Here is a 16198-nt window from a genome sequence, read left to right on the forward strand (position 1 = left end):
GTGGGACCACATTGGGTGAGAAAGGGCGCCCGGTTGGGCCCAGATTAGCTACGAACCGACCAACCCCTGACCGTCATACTCGACGGTTCCGCAAGGCAGCTGTTCCCGCACCTGCACCACCTGGTCCGTCGTCCAGTTGAGCGACGCTGCAAGCCGCTTAAGAGTGACAGGACGACCCTGGACCAGCTCACGCAATAGCGCCACATGAAGCGTGGCCTCCGCTTCTCCGGTCAGGCCCAGCCGATTCACGATTTCTCGCATATCATTCACGGGGCCTTGCCTTATCCCGCGCAGCAGGATAGTTGTTTGACATCCTTGGTAAACGTTTGAGCGCACAGCTTCAAACCTTCTACCATCGTCAGGTACGGGAACAGCTCATCGGCAATCTCGTTGACGGTCATGCGGGCGCGTAGCGCCATCACCGCGGTCTGGATCAGTTCGCCGGCCTCACCCGCCACGGATTGCACACCCAGTAACCGCCCGCTTTCACGTTCCGCGACCATTTTAATGAAGCCTCCGGTATCAAAGTTGACCAGGGCCCGTGGCACATTGTCGAGGGTCAGGGTACGGCTGTCGGTGACGTAGCCACTTGCATCGGCGTCGGCCTCGGATAAACCGACGGTTGCAATCTGTGGCTCGGTAAAGACCACCTCCGGCATGGCGCTGAGATCCAGGCGGGCATCGCCGCCGGTCATATTGATCGCGGCCCGGCTACCACCCGCTGCCGCCACATAAACAAACTGGGGCTGATTGGTACAGTCGCCGGAAGCGTAAATGCCCGGCACCCGGGTCTCGAGTTGCTCATTGACGATAACGGACCCGCGATCAGTCTCGACGCCGATAGACTCCAGGTTCAGCCTGTCTGTGTTCGGTGTGCGTCCCACGGCCACCAGCAGCTGATCGGCCCGCAGTTCCCCGGCGTTCGTGTCGAGCACGAATTCCTCGTTGGTATAACTGATCTGGCTCGCCTGGGTGTCATTCAGAACCTTGACACCCTCGGCTTTGAACGCGGTTTGAATGGCCTCGTCAACAGCCGGGTCCTGCCGGGATAACAGTCGACTGCGCGCCAGGATGGTCACCTCGCTGCCCAGTCGGGCAAACGCCTGTGCCAGCTCCACTGCCACGACGGATGCCCCAATGACAATTAGTCGATCCGGAATGGTGTCACTGGCCAGTGCCGTGGCGGACGTCCAGTACGGCGTATCGGACAGGCCCGGAACCGGGGGGATGGTAGGCCGCGCACCGGTACCAATGAACGCTCTGTCAAAGCGTACCTCGCGTTCCGTACCATCAGGTGTAGTAACCTGCACTGTATTGGCATCGATAAAACGGGCCTCACCCCGCAGGACAGTAATCGCCGAATTGTCGTCGAGAATGCCCTCATACTTGTCGCGACGAAGCTCATCGACCCGGGCCTGTTGCTGGGCCAGCAACCGGGGCCGGTCAATGGTCGGCTCGACTGCCGCAATGCCCTCGTCGAACGGACTGCGGCGGCGCAGATGGGCCACGTGAGCGGCGCGGATCATGATCTTCGAGGGCACGCAGCCGACATTGACGCAAGTGCCACCGATGGTACCACGCTCGATCAGCGTCACTCGGGCTCCGCGTTCCGCCGACTTCAAAGCGGCGGCCATGGCACTGCCACCACTGCCAATCACGGCAATGTGCAGATCGTTATCACTCATAAACACTACTCCTGTTTCGCCCCGGACTGTATCAGTGTGGACGGGTAGCCCGCGTTGGTCGTGGCTTGAGTTATTGCGTCGACAGAGGTTTTGTCATCGTAGAAAGTAACCGTCGCATCACGTTCCTCATAGCGGACCTGGACAGAACTCACCCCATCAACTCTCTTGAGAGCGGCTTTGACGGTAATCGGGCAAGCCGAACAGGTCATTCCGGGAACAGACAGGGTCACCGTCTTTTGCTCCGCCAAGGCAGGCATGCTGAACAGCGTAAACAGTACGGCAGTGATCAGGGACTTTCTCATGGTGTATGGCCTCTCAGTAAAATAACGGTAAGACGAAAGGGAATGCCAACGCGATCAGTACGAGCAACGCGACGATCCAGAAAGTGATCTTGTAAGCGGTGCGCACTTGCGGTACTGCGCAGACCTCGCCCGGCTCGCAATCCTGTGCAGGCCGGTATATCCGACGCCAGGCAAAGACCATCGCCACCAGAGCAGCACCAATAAACCACGGCCGGTAAGGCTCCAGAGCGGCAAGATTGCCGATCCAGGCACCGGAAACACCAAGGGCGATCAGGACCAGGGGGCCAAGACAGCAGGCCGATGCGAGCAATGCTGCGACCCCGCCTGCAATTAATGACCCGCGACCGGATTTGGACTCTGATTTCAACTCTGACATTGCGACGGTTCCTTTCATGACTTTGCTGGCTATCTTCAAAATACTTCCGTAGTCGGCTACGGAGTCAAGCCCCACACTCCTATAAAATGTTCAGCACTCTTGACCCCGTACCGTGGTACGGGCACTAATCTTATTATTCGGATCTACTGGGTGGGAGTTCTGCCATGACAGACATGACCATTGGCAAAGTGGCTGACGTGGTGGGTGTTGGTGTCGAGACGATTCGTTTTTACGAACGCCGCAAGCTCATTGAACAGCCGCCACGTCCCAGGGAAGGTGGCTATCGGATTTACTCGGACGCCACGGTAAGGCGACTGCATTTTATTCGTCGAGCGCAAGAGCTGGGCTTCTCACTGCGTGAGATCGCTGAGCTGCTCGCGTTGCGTGATGCCGAAAGCAACCAGGCAGACGCAAGTGATGTACGCCAGCGGGCGATGGCAAAGCTGCACGACGTAGACCAGAAAATTGAACAGTTACGGCGAATCCGCCAGGGGCTGGCGGCACTTGTGGACTGTTGTCCCGGACAGGGGCCGTTGCAGTGTTGTTCCATATTTGACGCCCTGGAGCAGAATGCGGGGCCTACAGGCGAGCCGATCATAAGTGAGGAGACAGACATGCAGACAATCAGGCTTTCAATCGGCGGCATGCACTGCGGTGGGTGCGAGGAAATTGTTCGTCATGTTCTCGAACAGCAAACCGGCGTCAAGGGGTGTTCCGTCTCCCATGAAAGCGGTGAAGCCCGGGTGGCAGTTGACGAATCAAGGATTTCGGACGAACAACTTGCGGAGGCTGTGCGTGGTGCGGGGTACTCCGCAAACATCATGAACACGACAGAATAACCCCTTGGAATTCTCGGCGGCCTTGCCCTTGGCCGCGAGCCTCGGGTTACTGGCCTTCGTTGAGCCTTGGTCCGCGGGTAGGGGGCCGGGCCGAAAGTTTCGGGAATAAATCCCGGCCCGGTGACGCCTTTGGCTTCACAGATCGTTTTCGACCGGTGCTTTGCTGGCAAGAGGTCTTGCCAGCACATGAGTCCGGCCGAACTTCTTTTAGCCTTTGGAGTTTGTAATATGCGTCCACCGATCCCCCATGCCATCACATCATTCGTCGCCGCAACCCTGCTCAGTGTCAGTGTGCCCGTGAGCGCGGCGGAAAACACCCGCTTTGAGCGCGGCAGCGAGGTGTACAACCAGCAGTGCGCTGCCTGCCATCAGGCTCAGGGTCAAGGCATACCGGGGTCGTTTCCCCCGCAAAAAAACCACACCGCTCAAATGTACAATGCCACTGACGGTATCGGTGGCCGCCGCTATCTGGGGCATGTGCTGCAGTTCGGCCTGACCGGCCCCATCAAAGTCGACGGCACAAGCTACAACGGCAACATGCCGGCCTGGGGCGGTGCGCTCACTAACCAGCAAATGGCGGATGTGCTGAATTACGTGCTGACGGCGTTCGGCAATGAAAAGCGGGTTGCTGGTGAGTTTCAGCCCTACACCCCTGAAGAAATCGAAGCGATTGCGGGTAAGGACCTGTCCGGCAAGGATGTTTACCAGCTGCGGCAGACCCTGCTGGGCCAATCGCCTGAGCAGTCGCGGACCAAAGCCACTCCCGTGCGGTCGGCGCCCGAACTAAGCCTGGAAAAGTCCATTCGCGACCCTCTGTATGTGGCGGTCCAGAACAGCGGCATCGTGAAAGTCCTACCCTCAAAGCAGGCCTGGCCCGGCGTCGCGGGCGCTCACTACAATGCCCTGAGTCCTGATGGTTCCCGGCTGATGGTGTCCGGCTTCAAAACCGGCAATGTCTACGTTTTGAATACCGCCAGCGGTGAGGTGATGGCCAGCGTACCGATCGGTGAGGTGGCCCAGGGCGTAAAAATCTCACCGGATGGCCGTTACGGCCTCGCCGTGGCGCCGACCCAAGGCGACGTTGCGGTGATCGATATGAATACCCTTGAACTGGTCAGGAAAATTCCAGTGGGCAAGGTACCCCACAACCTCGTTTACAGCGCCGACGGCACACTCGCCTACGTCACGCTGCAGGGCGAAGGCGCGCTGGCGGTAGTGGATATGCGGGCCCTGGAAAAACAGCGTCAGATCCCCACTCCGGGTCTCAAGACGCCTCACAACATTGACATCAGCGCCAACGGTCAACGGCTATGGCTGCGCGACTTTACCGGCAACGTGGGGGTACTGGACCTGGCTAGCGAAACCATGCTGAAAACTTTTAAAGTGGGTAGTGGCCATGGCGGCATCGACGTGGTGCCTGGCGAGCAATACGTCGCAACCGGTGCGATTTCTGCGTCCGTGGTCACTATAATCGACTCCGAGAGCCTTAAAATTGTCAAAAATGTCGACGTGGGCGTTGGCCCCCACGGCGTTCGGGCAAGCCGCGATGGCCAGTTCATTTACGCGTCGGTCACGGCGGATAACCACATTGCCGTTATTGATACCCAGTCCCTCGAGGTGGTCCGCCGGGAGCCGGTTGGAGGCCAGTTCCCCTTCTGGCTCGCGGTACCGGGCAATCCATAAAAAAGTCGGGAATAAAAGGCGACCCGGTGACGTCCTCCAGTGAAGTGACCATAAATAGGTAGCGGGCAGCCCCATGCGCAGCACCGGAAGCAGGCAGCAATTCGACACACTGGTACGGCCCTGGCGCTACCGCCTGTACGGTGTTGCGCAACGCCAGGCCCCCTCACAGGAAATGGCGGAGGACTGGACCCAGGAGACCTTGCTCCGGGCCTGGCGGGACTTTGACCAACTGGACGATCACGTGGCGGCCTACGCCTGGCTGCTAAGGATTCTCAACCGGGTGGTTGCCGATGACTATCGGCGGGATGGGCGCCGGCAGCAACTGGCTCCGGTGCTGACCACCGGTGACGCGGTGTTGAATGAGTATCCCTGCAGTGCCCCGGGCCCCTTCGATCAGCTCCTGAAAAACCAGAGCGATGCGCAGGTCATGGCTGCGGTTCACGCCCTGCCGGACAGCTTTCAGCAGGTCATTCTGTTGCGGGACTTTGAGGAGCTGAGCTATCAGGATATCGCACAAATTCTGGACCTGGCACCGGGGACGGTCATGAGTCGCCTGTCACGCGCGCGGCGCCTGCTCGCTAAGCGACTGATCAAGGCAAGCCCGAGGTCCCTGGCTGCCAGCCACACAAAATACACATCGGTGAATTCCCATGAGTGATCTCAAAAACACAGACGCCCACGAATGGTCCGACCTGCACGCCGAAATCCAGGATTGGCTGGCGGGCTATGCCGATGGTGAGTTGGATGAGCATCACACCGCCCTGGTCGAGGCCCATCTTGCTGGATGCGAGACCTGCCAACACGATGTTGAACGTCAGCGAATTCTTTCCGAACGACTGCAGATGATACCCACTCCGGGACTGTCCGCCGATTTTGACGGGCGGCTCGATATCGCCCTTGCGAACGCCCCCGCCGGTGGCAAGCGCCCATCCGGTCGTCGCCGCATGACGAATCTGAAACGCTGGCTGAGCAGCCTTCGCCCGTCGGTTGTGATTGGCAGCGGCGGTTGGGCCGTTGCCCTGGTACTGGCAGCGGTACTGCTGATGCCCAGCCTGACGCCGGATAATATCAACAGGATTCCCATGGTCAGTGACGTGCTGAGCGATTATCAGCGTGTCGCCCTTGAGGAACTGCCTCGCCAGGCCGGCGGCTCGGAAGTGTCTCCGCCATTGCCGTGGGCAAACAGCCGGGTGCTGGCAACCTGGATGACCCGAGTGGGGGGCGAGCCTGCCCAGGCGTACGCCATGCGCCAGGGTAACAGCCTAGTCATCCAGTATCGTATCTCGGAGCGCGTATTCTTCCGGGATCCGGATGTGCGACAGGCGGTGGCCCGAGCCGGCGACTTTCGTACCCGGGCCGATCAGTTGGAGGTGCTCGGGCTACCCATGGAGGACTCGGGATTGCTGGTGGTTGCGCCAGCCGGGAATATGCCGGCGGTAAGCGAAGCCACGACGGGGGCCTCCTGACACGCTGTCAACGGTGATTATTTGACCATGACCTACTACACTGAATCAAAATCAGGTTTGTCACGAATTCATGGCACCGATGACCACCGTCGGCAAGTGTTCTGAACAAACATCAACGAGGGAAAACCATGTCTGTTTTCGATGCGTCTTCAACGTCCCGCCGTGCACCCGAAAGTTCTTTACCGATAAGTCGCCGGCGCCTGCTGCTGGGCTCTGCCGGCGCCATGGCCTCCGTCAGTCTGCTGGGGCTGAGCCCCCTTGCCAGGTCGGAGGAACCCAAAACGCTGCCCGATTACGTGCGCTGGAAAAACGCCAATGACGTGATCGTGCACAGCGCCAACACCATCGAAACCGAGCGCGGCGCCATTGGCAGTGGTGTGGTGACGAACAGTGACAAACTGTATGTCCGTAACAACCTGCCAGCCCCCAATGCTGATGTTGTGGCGGACCGGAACGCTTGGAAAATCACGTTGGAAGGCGTCAATTCGCCCCAGACCCTGACCCTGGGTGAGCTGAAAAAAATGGGTGTTGAGACGGTAACCACCGTTCTGCAATGCTCGGGCAACGGGCGAGCCTACTTTGAGCACGGCCCGGGCGGAACCCAATGGGGCACCGGCGCGGCAGGCTGCCTGGTGTGGACCGGCGTACCGCTGCGTGACGTTGTGGCCCGGCTCGGCGGAGTAAAGCCGGACATGAACTACATCACCAGCACCGGCGGCGAAACCTTGCCTGCAGGGTTGGACCCGAAAACCATTATGGTGGAGCGCTCCGTTCCGGTGAGGGCACTGGATCAGGCGCTGCTGGCCTGGCAAATGAATGATGAGCCCGTGCCGCTGGCTCATGGCGGCCCACTGCGCATGGTCATTCCGGGTTATTTCGGGGTCAATAACGTGAAATACGTGGAGCGAGTCGCGTTTACCGAGGGGCAGTCGGACGCCAAGATCCAGGCCTCAGGCTATCGCATTCGTCCCATTGGCGAAAAAGGCGCGCCCGGTCAGCCGTCGATGTGGGAGATGCCGGTCAAATCCTGGGTCACCGCCCCGCTGACAACGGCCAGCAAGGGCAGGAATCTGATTTACGGCGTCGCATTCGGCGGCATCAATGCCGTTAACCAGGTGGAGGTGTCGGCCGACGGTGGCGAGACCTGGAAGAGTGCCCGTTTCCTGGGTCCGGACATGGGGCGCTACGCCTGGCGACCGTTTGTGGTGGCGATGGATCTGAGCGCCGGCGACCATCGAATCGTTAGCCGCGCGACGGACACCGAGGGCAACACCCAGCCGCCCACACGCACCGAGAATGAGCGCGGTTACGGCAACGCCAGTTGGAAAGACCATGGCGTGACCGTCACCGTTTCCTGAGTGTATTAACCCTGTGGTGGTCCGTTGGTCGGGCCGCCTGTTCCCTTGATTGAATCAGGATTTTCCATGTCATTACGCACACTGTTGTTGACGATCTTTGCCCTCGCCACTGGCCCTGTATTGGCGGATGAGCAGCTCGAACTGGGTAAGAAAGTGTTCCTGGAGCAGGCACAACCATCCTGCACGGTTTGCCATACGCTGAACGATGCCGGTTCCGCCGGTGAGATCGGCCCCAATCTTGACCAGCTCAAGCCCTCGGCGGAGCAGGTCAGCAACGCGGTGAAGAGTGGCGTTGGCATCATGCCGGCCTTCGGTGACTCACTGTCAGAGCAGCAGATCAGTGCCGTGGCGAAGTACATTGAATCGGTCACCCGAAAATAGTCCTCACGCATGCCGGATGACTCACCGCTATGGGTCAGGGTTCATTCTGTGCCACTCAGCTGAGAACCCTTGACCCTGTATCGGGGTACGGGTGTTAATCTGCGGCTTAATTCACGGACGACAGAGTAGTTCCTTGGAATTTTCAGTTGCTTTGCCTCTGGCCGTCGGCCTCGGGCTACTGGCCTTTATTGAGCCCTGTTCCGTGGGCAGTCACTTATTGTTCATCCGTTACCTCAAGGGGTTATCACAGCGGATGAAGATTGCTCACACACTGCTTTTTGCCCTGACGCGGGCCTCTTTGATGGCCGTGCTTGGCGTGATTGCCGTCTTCGTTGGAACCGCCTTCACCGGGCTGCAGCAAGGCCTGTGGGCTGTGCTCGGGAGTCTTTATGTGGTGGTTGGGCTGCTGTACCTGGGCGGTGGTACATCCTGGTTTATTGCGCTGGTGAACCGTTTTTTGCCACGCATCACCCGCATCCCTGGCGGTCCCGCGTTAGGCGTGGTGTTTGGCTTGAACGTGCCGGCCTGCGCGGCCCCCTTGCTTGCGGTGCTGCTCGGCGACGCCGCTGCCCGGGGTGCAACGGATGGCGCTGTTATCTTCGGCGCTTCGACCCTGATGGTGTTTGGACTGGCGTTTTCCGCCCCACTGCTATTCATTGTTTTTACCGCCCGCGGCCGTCGCTGGCTTGAACACCTCACGCGGCTTGTGGGACGCATGCTACGATGGACCGGTGCCATAATGGTCGTACTGGGCCTCTGGACCTTTTGGCTGGCGCTGGCTTAGGCCTTAAGACCAAGTACATCCTCCCTGTTTTGACAGCTTTCCCTGTTTAACCTGTTTGATATTCCTCGATCACTTGACTCCGTATCTTGGTACGGGGCCTACCCTTGAAACATGACCTCATTTCATCAAGGGGATGCATCATGAATACGGCAGTGACAACCGCTGACGACGATACCCGGCCCTGGAGTCTGGAATCAACGGCGGACCCCGACATTCAACGGGTCAAGGCTCATATCGGTGGACTGCACTGCTCGCTGTGCACGGGCACGATTGAAAGCGCGCTGGGCAAGAAATCCGGCGTGCGTCGGGTTGCGGTGAGTCTGACTCACGAGCAGGCGCTGGTGGAGTTCGACTCTCGGGAGAACACCGCCGAGGCTCTGATGGGTACCTTGCAGCAGATCGGCTACACCCTGAGCGACCCGCGCAAGGTGGAACCGTTCGAACGCCAGGAGCAGGCGCTGGCGATTGAGCGCAATCGGTTTGTCGTCGCCCTGGCCATGAGCCTGGCAGCGGTCGGACTGATCGTTGATTTTACCTCGGCCTGGACCTTCGGGCTTTCCGCGCTGGTTTACGTCAGCCTGGTTCTGTTCGGCTTTGCGGTGTTACGCGGCCAGGGTAGGTCAGCCGCGCTCACGGGCACGGCCCTGTTGGCGGCTGGCGGATTGGCCTTCCTTGCGCTACGCACCGCCGGCGTTTTGGGCGGCTATGAGCCGTTGGCCGTCGGTGCGCTGGCACTGGGTATGGTGTTTGGCGTGGCACGGCAAATGTTGAACATGGCCTTTCAGGCGTTACGCCGTGGCATCCTCAACCAGCACGTACTGGTGGAAATCGGTGCCTTCGCAGGGCTGACCGGGGGCGCCATCGGCCTGATCGCATCGCCCGAAGGTTATCCCACGGCGGCGTTTTTCGCCGTCTCCGTCATGGTACTGACCTATCATCTGTTCTCCGAATGGCTGTCGCTGATCGTCAAGACCCGAAGCTCGCAATCGGTCAAGCGGTTGCTGGACCTGCAGCCGGAGACGGCGCGCGTCGTCACCGAGGACGGTGAGCGTGACATGCTCGCAGACCAGGTTGAGATTGGTATGCGGGTACGTATTAGGCCTGGAGAACGCGTTCCCCTGGACGGCGAGGTGGTTGAAGGCGGTTCGGCCGTGGACGAGTCCCTGATCACGGGCGAGCCGCTACCGGTGGAGAAAACCACTGGCGATACCGTCGTGGGCGGCGCCATCAACGGCTCCGGCACCCTTCTTCTGCAGGTAACGGCCATCGGCAGCGAAAGCTTTCTCCAGCAAGTGATCAGCAGCATTGAGGATGCGCGTGCACTCAAGCCGGGATTGCTACACCTGGTGGATCGCGTACTGCGGATCTATACGCCGGCCGTGCTGATCATATCGGCCCTCGCCTTTGGCTTCTGGTCGGTCGGTCCCGTACTGATTGGCGGCGAGCCGGCCCTCGAACGAGCCGTTTTTGCCGCCCTGACCGTGCTGGTCATGGGTTACCCTTGCGCCGTGGGCATCTCAGCACCCCTATCCATCGTACGTGGCGCAGGAGAAGCCGCGGACAAGGGCGTACTGATGCGCACCGGCGAGGCTTTTCAGGCCCTGCGTAAAGTGAACAAGGTGGTGTTCGACAAGACCGGCACTCTCACCGAGGGTCGCCCCGCCGTACGCTCTCTGTACAGCGTGGATGGCGACGACAATGCGCTGCTAGCGCTGGCTGCAGCCGTGGAAGCGGCCTCGGAGCACCCATTGGGGCGGGCCGTGGTTGAAGCCGCACTCGAAAGGAATGTGGATTTCCCCGAGATCGCCGATTTTCAGGCCCAGTCCGGCCGTGGTGTCACCGCGCACGTGGATGGCACGCAGGTGCTGGTGGGCAGCCCGCGGTTCGCCGAAGCGTCCGGCGTGGAGATGACATCCGTTGCCGATGCCGTGGAAGCGGACGAGGCGCAGGGCCATACGGTAATCGTGGTGGCCCGCGACGGCACTTTGTTGGGCACCATCGCACTCGGTGACGCTCTGCGACCCGATGCCGCCGACACCATAGCCAGCTTGCAGTCGATGGGCATCCGCACCGCCCTGTTGACGGGCGATAACGAACGCACCGCCCGCCACATCGCGCAACAGGCCGGTATCGATGAAGTGCATGCCGGCGTGCTGCCCGAACAGAAGGCAGACCAACTGCGAACGATGCAGCAAAGCCAGCGAGTTGCCATGGTCGGCGACGGCATCAACGACGCCCCCGCCCTGATGCAGGCGGACGTGGGTATTGCCATGGGTGGCGGCACGGACATCGCCATTGACGCCGCCGACATTATCATCCTAAACAGCCGGGTGGACGCCGTGGTGACGGCAATACACATCAGCCGCTGGGGTTATCGCAAAATGCTCCAGAACGTCAGCCTGGCATTTCTGTTCAACGGTATCGGCATTCCGCTGGCCAGCACGGGGCTGATTTACCCGGTCTGGGCGATGGTGGCTATGGCAGCCAGCGTGACAGCCATTTTCATTAATTCACTGTGGCAACGCCCGGCCCTGTTTTTCGACACGGTCGCGAGTGTGAATAATTGACCAACTCGTTTGTAAGCTGCCCCCTGAAAAGAGGATTCGTCATGTTTAAAAAAGGGTTCCTGATGTTAGCGGCGTTGGCATTCAGCGTTGCCGCGCTGGCCGCCGACAAACACTACGTATTGGGCGTGGACGGCCTGGCCTGTCCCTTCTGTGCCTATGGCATTGAGAAACGTCTGAATAAAGTGGATGGCGTCACCGGCGTGGAGGTGGACGTCGGAAAAAGTACGGTGCGTGTCACCCTTCAGGAAGGCAGGACTTTCTCTGAGGAGCGGGCACGTCAGGCTGTCGAGGAGGCCGGCTTCACGCTGCGCTCCTACTCAGAGGCCGAAGGTGAAACGGGAGGCAGCGATGCGAAATAACAACCAGTCAATCGGCTTGCCCCTGCTGGTCGGTGCCCTGGTACTGACCGGTGTGCCTTCGGCACAAGCCGCACCCAACACCTTTAACACGGCTCTGCCCGTGCCCCAGGGTGAAACCATCTGGCGGGAGCAACTGGTCTCGCGGGAGCGTTCCGACGGTGGCCCCTTGGATCGTGAGGTCTCGGTCCAGGCTCCGGGCAGCGTACTCGGTTATGGCATTACCTCGAAGCTCGCGGTGTTCGGCGTTGTCCCTTACTTTTTCAACAAGGAACTGGACGTCACCACGCCCATGGGCCGGATTGAGCGCGATACCGGCGGCATCGGCGACGTCTCGCTGTTCGGGCGTTACAGGAGTTTGAAGTCCAACGGAACGAAAACGTACGGTAAGGACGCTCTCATAGCGGTGTAGGAATGGCCGCCGAGACTGTCAATGTATTCGGTGAGTATTACTCTGGGTGACAATGGCCAGCGATCTTGTTCGAGATGACTACCTCCGATAAGATAACGCATATCAGGAGATGGCATGCCTCCTTAAACCGCCACTGCACGTTCGCAGTGGCTGATGATGCCTACGCAGGGTCCCGGTTCGGGCGCGTAGGTTATTGCCGTTTCGCCTGTCCGGGTATTGTTTCATGTAATGCTTCAGGACAGGATCTTTACTGATGTACTCTATTCTCGCAATCTGCGCTGGTGCCTCGGGCGGGGCCTTATCCCGCTGGCTACTCGGCCTGCAACTCAACGCCCTGTTTCCCACCATCCCTCCCGGCACGCTGGCCGCAAATCTGTTAGGCGGTCTCTTTATCGGCGTGGCTTTGAGCTTTTTCAGTGCACAGGGCTCGGTGGCACCGGAGTGGCGACTGTTCATTATCACCGGGTTTCTTGGTGGGTTTACCACCTTTTCAACGTTTTCCGCTGAAATTATTACCTTGTTACAACAGGGGCGGTTTGCCTGGGCAGCCGGCGCGGTGTCCATTCATGTGCTGGGGTCATTACTCATGACGATTCTGGGTATGTTTACGTTCGGTTGGATTCGTAGTCTGTAATAGTCTCTGTCGGACGGCGGTTCCTTATTCAAGCAGAAAAGTTCATAGACATTTCCTTTTTTAGGAGAACTAGGATGAAAGGTTATCAACTGACGTTCTTTACCCAGCAAAACCGCCATCACCGTGGCAAGCACGTTTGTGATTGGCTGATCGACTCTGCCCGGGAGCTGGGTGTGCGCGGCGGGACCGTGCTCGCCGCAACTGAGGGTTTTGGTCATAACGGCAAAATGCACTCCAGCCATTTTTTTGAGCTTGCCGATCAGCCAGAAGAAATCACGATGGTAGTGACTGAGGACGAGGCAGAGCGGCTGCTCAAACGTTTGCTCGCGGACCAGTTGCACATCTTCTATGTGAAGATTCCGGTCGAATTCGGCACCCTTGGAGAGTCGGACTGAATGACTAACGACATCAACGAGGCCGGTGCAGCTGAAAAAGCCACCAGGCCGAAAGGCTGGCTGAATCGAACTGTCGTCGGTGCCGGGATCACCAGCGCACTGGGCGACTTCTGCTACGAGACGACGACCGTCTTGTTGCCCGGCTTTCTTGCCGTACTGGGCCTGCCGGCCAGCGTGCTCGGCATCATCGAAGGTATTGCCGATGCAGTGGCCAGTCTCACCAAGATGGTGTCGGGTTATGTAGCGGACAAGCTGGGCCATCGTAAGTTACTGGTCCTCGTGGGGTATGGACTGACGCCGCTAGGACAGGTCATGATTGCTTTGGCAGTTGGATGGCCGTTGATCCTGCTTGGCCGCGTCGTATCCTGGTTCGGCAAGGGGCTGCGCGGGCCGTTGCGAGATGCGATTGTGATTCAGGCGGTGACACCGAAAACCAAGGGCCGGGCCTTTGGGTTCCACCGGGCAGCCGACACCATTGGTGCGGTCCTTGGGCCGCTATTGGGTGTTGTGCTACTGGAATGGGCGCAGGGGTGGCATTGGGATGGTCCAGACGGCCCGTTCCGGTTGGTGCTGTGGTTGTCGGTAATTCCGGGCATCCTGGCCGTGCTGGCCTTCCTGACGCTGGTTCAAGACCCGCAGCATTCGCCGAACCCTGGGCTGAGATTCTTCCACTCGTTGCGCAATCTGCCAGCGCGCTTCAAACGCTACCTCGGCGCGGTCGGTCTGTTCGGTATCGGCGATTTCTCGCACACGCTACTGATCCTGGCCGCGACCACACTGCTCACGCCCTCAATGGGCGTGGTGAAGGCCGCCCAGGTCGGCGGTCTCCTGTATGTCTGGCGCAATGTAGTGCAGGTCGCGATGTCCTACCCGGTCGGCGCTATGGCGGATCGCCTCGGCCATCTCCCCATGCTGGTCGGCGGGTATGTTCTGGGAACGCTCACGGCCGTTTTGACAGCACTGGCCTTCTGGCTTTCGGTAGACAGCGTGCCGCTGCTCGCCGTCATCTTCTTCGTCGCTGGCTTGTACGTCACTGTCGAGGAAGCGTTGGAGTCCACGGTGACAGCCGAAATGGTGCAGGCCGACACCCTGATGATCAGCTATGGTGCGCTGGGGACGGTCAACGGGACGGCCAAGTTCGTCTCCAGCGCCACGGTCGGTTTGGTGTGGACCGCAGTCTCGCCGACTCTCGGCTTTGGCTTGGCGGCCCTGCTGATGGCGGCCGGGACATTGGCTATGCTCCGCGTCCGTAATGCGTAGCGTACAGAGACACTTACTATGACAATAAAACTGGTTTCGAACGCCAAGCAATGGGCACGAACCATCAAGCGTGACGTACACGCGGTCTGGCTTTCCGCTCGTGATCCCTGCACCCCGTGGTTCGCAAAGGCGCTTGCGGTGGTTGTCGCGGCCTATGCTGTCTCGCCCATCGACTTGATCCCCGACTTCATTCCCGTGCTCGGCTACGTGGATGACATCATCATCGTGCCGCTCGGAATCATGCTGGTCGTGAGGCTTATCCCGCCAGAGGTAATAAGCGAGCACCGAGAAACCGCCGCCAAAGCCACCGAGCGTCCGGTAAGCCGGGGGTATTTATCACCCTATGGATCGTCTGTGCAGCCCTTCTAAGCGCCATCTACTTGTGATTAATTATAAACACCGGGAGGGCGAGTTGTACTTGGCGGATGACGCTGGCCACTGCCCAATTCTGGGGGCCGCGCACGCTCTCCAAGAATTTACCCCGGAGAACATCATCCAGGCCAGCACATACAATGGTGACCGCATAATTGTTGCTCACCTTCGTCCTCCGTTACCCAGCATTGAAGTGTGAGCCATGATAAATTATCCGAGTGTCATACATGACGCTATTGCGCATCTCATTTGAGATACGGTCAAGCTGTGGCCATTAGAAAATGGGTATCCGGATTAATTGGTTGACGATCCCTGTAGGCCCACCGATATCTTAATTTTCCCAGAAGGTTGATAGATCGACACCGAAGTTCTTCTCGGGCTCGGGTAGACCCATGCCGTAGGTCATGGTGGCCTTGCCCAGGAAGGGGGATTCCTTGGTCTGCGGCACCTTCTTCTTGTGCTTGGTGGTGTAGAGCATCCGGGCCCGCATCACCTCGAATGAGTAGCCCCGGCCATCGCGGTTCTTGTCCTTGGCCAGCCGGTTGATCGACTCCGTGAAGGCATTGGTGACTGGGATGTCGTCAATCCAGGCAGCCAGCGCCTGCTCAGCATCTCGCCGGCTGGCACAGTCCCAGATGTGGTAGAACCGCTCCTTGTGCTCGTAGGCTGCCAGGAGCTGGGGGAAGGCCCCCATTCAGGTTTCCATGATGAGACGTTCGCGGTCGGAGACGTCGTGAGCCCGCTTCAGCAAGGTCTTCCGGTCACCCTTGAGGGTTCGGCGTTGGTTGGCCTTCAGCTCCTTCCTGAGCCCCTTGCGGACCTTCTCCAGGGCTTCGTTGGCCATACGCACAACATGGAACTTATCGACCACGATGCGGGCCTGTGGCAGCGCCGCCTGGACGGCACGGCGATATGGCTTCCACATGTCCATGCTGACGATCTCGATCTTGTCGCGCTCGGTCATGCTCATGAGCCGCTTCGTCACTGCCTCCTGCTGACGACCGGGCAGCAGGTCTAACAAGGTACGCTCCTCCAGGTTGGTCAGGATGCAGAGGTAGCGGCGGTTCAGGTACAGCTCGTCGATACCTAGGTAGCGGGGTGTCTCGAAGCGGTGCGCACTTGCGGTACCTCGCAGACTTCGCCAGGTTGCCGATCCAGGCACCGGAACCCCCCAGGGCGATCAGGGCCAAGGTGCCCAGACAACAGGCCGACGCGAGCAGGCTGCAACCCCGCCTGCGATTAACGACTCGCGACCGGATTGTGACTCGGAATTCAACTCTGATATTGCAATTACACCTTCTACGGCCTTGTTCGATAGGTTAAGCTTG

Annotated in this window: 17 protein-coding genes, 3 pseudogenes and 1 riboswitch; of the genes and pseudogenes, 14 read left to right on the forward strand and 6 right to left on the reverse strand. The window is 59.5% G+C overall.

The genetic code is table 11. The features are described 5' to 3' along the window. Positions 1–48: 48 nt before the first annotated feature. Genes QPL94_RS19895 through merT form a run of 4 tightly spaced genes read right to left on the reverse strand, consistent with a single transcriptional unit; the run spans position 49 to position 2363 of the window. Positions 49–261, reverse strand: a complete 213-nt coding sequence (locus tag QPL94_RS19895) for a hypothetical protein (RefSeq protein ID WP_223305241.1) — start codon at positions 259–261, stop codon at positions 49–51. 20 nt (positions 262–281) lie between these two features. Beyond that, positions 282–1685, reverse strand: a complete 1404-nt coding sequence (merA, locus tag QPL94_RS19900; RefSeq protein WP_123891169.1) for a mercury(II) reductase — start codon at positions 1683–1685, stop codon at positions 282–284. Positions 1686–1690: 5 nt separating this feature from the next. After that, positions 1691–1942 (reverse strand): mercury resistance system periplasmic binding protein MerP, encoded by a 252-nt coding sequence (gene merP, locus QPL94_RS19905; RefSeq protein ID WP_232774847.1) that lies wholly within the window; start codon positions 1940–1942, stop codon positions 1691–1693. A 58-nt stretch (positions 1943–2000) separates the two neighbouring features. Beyond that, a complete protein-coding gene (merT, locus tag QPL94_RS19910; RefSeq protein WP_085682208.1) occupies positions 2001–2363 on the reverse strand; it encodes a mercuric ion transporter MerT in 363 nt (120 codons plus the stop codon). A gap of 164 nt (positions 2364–2527) precedes the next feature. Here merT and QPL94_RS19915 point away from each other — a divergent pair, with 164 nt between their 5' ends. The 14 genes and pseudogenes from QPL94_RS19915 to QPL94_RS19980 all read left to right on the forward strand — a co-directional run. Then, positions 2528–3202 (forward strand): MerR family transcriptional regulator, encoded by a 675-nt coding sequence (locus QPL94_RS19915; protein ID WP_198556035.1) that lies wholly within the window; start codon positions 2528–2530, stop codon positions 3200–3202. Between the two features lie 228 nt (positions 3203–3430). Then, positions 3431–4885: a cytochrome D1 domain-containing protein gene (locus QPL94_RS19920; RefSeq protein WP_285359648.1), complete on the forward strand. Its 1455-nt coding sequence runs from the start codon at positions 3431–3433 to the stop codon at positions 4883–4885. Positions 4886–4958: 73 nt separating this feature from the next. Further along, positions 4959–5543, forward strand: a complete 585-nt coding sequence (locus QPL94_RS19925) for an RNA polymerase sigma factor (protein WP_083024703.1) — start codon at positions 4959–4961, stop codon at positions 5541–5543. Next, the gene (locus QPL94_RS19930; protein ID WP_113270578.1) at positions 5536–6351 is read left to right on the forward strand and encodes an anti-sigma factor family protein; all 816 of its coding nucleotides are present in this window, start codon (positions 5536–5538) and stop codon (positions 6349–6351) included. Before QPL94_RS19925 ends, QPL94_RS19930 begins: the two co-directional genes overlap by 8 nt. Positions 6352–6479: 128 nt before the next feature. Continuing rightward, a complete protein-coding gene (gene sorT / locus QPL94_RS19935) occupies positions 6480–7709 on the forward strand; it encodes a SorT family sulfite dehydrogenase catalytic subunit (RefSeq protein ID WP_278366842.1) in 1230 nt (409 codons plus the stop codon). Between the two features lie 66 nt (positions 7710–7775). After that, the gene (sorU, locus tag QPL94_RS19940; protein WP_085682203.1) at positions 7776–8090 is read left to right on the forward strand and encodes a SorU family sulfite dehydrogenase c-type cytochrome subunit; all 315 of its coding nucleotides are present in this window, start codon (positions 7776–7778) and stop codon (positions 8088–8090) included. A 133-nt stretch (positions 8091–8223) separates the two neighbouring features. Next, entirely contained in the window at positions 8224–8874 is a 651-nt protein-coding gene (locus tag QPL94_RS19945) for a cytochrome c biogenesis CcdA family protein (protein ID WP_123891164.1), read from the forward strand. Between the two features lie 140 nt (positions 8875–9014). Beyond that, the gene (locus QPL94_RS19950; RefSeq protein WP_123891163.1) at positions 9015–11441 is read left to right on the forward strand and encodes a heavy metal translocating P-type ATPase; all 2427 of its coding nucleotides are present in this window, start codon (positions 9015–9017) and stop codon (positions 11439–11441) included. Positions 11442–11482: 41 nt separating this feature from the next. Continuing rightward, positions 11483–11800, forward strand: a complete 318-nt coding sequence (locus tag QPL94_RS19955) for a heavy-metal-associated domain-containing protein (RefSeq protein ID WP_085682200.1) — start codon at positions 11483–11485, stop codon at positions 11798–11800. Then, positions 11790–12209, forward strand: coding sequence for a hypothetical protein (locus tag QPL94_RS19960; RefSeq protein WP_218565795.1), 420 nt, complete (start codon positions 11790–11792; stop codon positions 12207–12209). The genes QPL94_RS19955 and QPL94_RS19960 overlap by 11 nt, the downstream gene beginning before the upstream one ends. Before the next feature lie 96 nt (positions 12210–12305). Beyond that, positions 12306–12379: riboswitch (Fluoride riboswitch) on the forward strand. Positions 12380–12462: 83 nt separating this feature from the next. Further along, positions 12463–12843, forward strand: coding sequence for a fluoride efflux transporter CrcB (gene crcB, locus QPL94_RS19965; protein ID WP_491270507.1), 381 nt, complete (start codon positions 12463–12465; stop codon positions 12841–12843). Between the two features lie 74 nt (positions 12844–12917). Beyond that, positions 12918–13238, forward strand: coding sequence for a DUF190 domain-containing protein (locus QPL94_RS19970; RefSeq protein ID WP_085682198.1), 321 nt, complete (start codon positions 12918–12920; stop codon positions 13236–13238). Beyond that, entirely contained in the window at positions 13239–14498 is a 1260-nt protein-coding gene (locus QPL94_RS19975; protein ID WP_085682197.1) for an MFS transporter, read from the forward strand. Positions 14499–14546: 48 nt separating this feature from the next. Further along, positions 14547–14825: pseudogene (locus QPL94_RS19980) on the forward strand (YkvA family protein); the annotation flags it as partial. A 376-nt stretch (positions 14826–15201) separates the two neighbouring features. On the opposite strand, the pseudogene QPL94_RS19985 reads toward QPL94_RS19980, so the two are convergent. Further along, a pseudogene (locus QPL94_RS19985) lies at positions 15202–15984 on the reverse strand (ISL3 family transposase); the annotation flags it as partial. A gap of 7 nt (positions 15985–15991) precedes the next feature. Then, positions 15992–16155: pseudogene (locus tag QPL94_RS19990) on the reverse strand (mercuric transporter MerT family protein); the annotation flags it as partial. Positions 16156–16198 lie beyond the last annotated feature (43 nt).

It is taken from the genome of Marinobacter sp. SS13-12 (genome assembly GCF_030227115.1).
GTDB lineage: Bacteria > Pseudomonadota > Gammaproteobacteria > Pseudomonadales > Oleiphilaceae > Marinobacter.

What these genes read in the sequence shown, in the direction of transcription:
- QPL94_RS19920 (WP_285359648.1), top strand. Translation starts at nt 3,431, where the DNA reads ATGCGTCCACCGATCCCCCATGCCATCACATCATTCGTCGCCGCAACC.
- crcB (WP_491270507.1), top strand. Translation starts at nt 12,463, where the DNA reads ATGTACTCTATTCTCGCAATCTGCGCTGGTGCCTCGGGCGGGGCCTTA.
- merT (WP_085682208.1), bottom strand. Translation starts at nt 2,363, where the DNA reads ATGTCAGAGTTGAAATCAGAGTCCAAATCCGGTCGCGGGTCATTAATT.
- QPL94_RS19895 (WP_223305241.1), bottom strand. Translation starts at nt 261, where the DNA reads ATGCGAGAAATCGTGAATCGGCTGGGCCTGACCGGAGAAGCGGAGGCC.
- QPL94_RS19930 (WP_113270578.1), top strand. Translation starts at nt 5,536, where the DNA reads ATGAGTGATCTCAAAAACACAGACGCCCACGAATGGTCCGACCTGCAC.
- QPL94_RS19950 (WP_123891163.1), top strand. Translation starts at nt 9,015, where the DNA reads ATGAATACGGCAGTGACAACCGCTGACGACGATACCCGGCCCTGGAGT.
- QPL94_RS19915 (WP_198556035.1), top strand. Translation starts at nt 2,528, where the DNA reads ATGACAGACATGACCATTGGCAAAGTGGCTGACGTGGTGGGTGTTGGT.
- QPL94_RS19970 (WP_085682198.1), top strand. Translation starts at nt 12,918, where the DNA reads ATGAAAGGTTATCAACTGACGTTCTTTACCCAGCAAAACCGCCATCAC.
- QPL94_RS19955 (WP_085682200.1), top strand. Translation starts at nt 11,483, where the DNA reads ATGTTTAAAAAAGGGTTCCTGATGTTAGCGGCGTTGGCATTCAGCGTT.
- sorT (WP_278366842.1), top strand. Translation starts at nt 6,480, where the DNA reads ATGTCTGTTTTCGATGCGTCTTCAACGTCCCGCCGTGCACCCGAAAGT.
- sorU (WP_085682203.1), top strand. Translation starts at nt 7,776, where the DNA reads ATGTCATTACGCACACTGTTGTTGACGATCTTTGCCCTCGCCACTGGC.
- QPL94_RS19925 (WP_083024703.1), top strand. Translation starts at nt 4,959, where the DNA reads ATGCGCAGCACCGGAAGCAGGCAGCAATTCGACACACTGGTACGGCCC.
- merP (WP_232774847.1), bottom strand. Translation starts at nt 1,942, where the DNA reads ATGCCTGCCTTGGCGGAGCAAAAGACGGTGACCCTGTCTGTTCCCGGA.
- QPL94_RS19975 (WP_085682197.1), top strand. Translation starts at nt 13,239, where the DNA reads ATGACTAACGACATCAACGAGGCCGGTGCAGCTGAAAAAGCCACCAGG.
- merA (WP_123891169.1), bottom strand. Translation starts at nt 1,685, where the DNA reads ATGAGTGATAACGATCTGCACATTGCCGTGATTGGCAGTGGTGGCAGT.
- QPL94_RS19960 (WP_218565795.1), top strand. Translation starts at nt 11,790, where the DNA reads ATGCGAAATAACAACCAGTCAATCGGCTTGCCCCTGCTGGTCGGTGCC.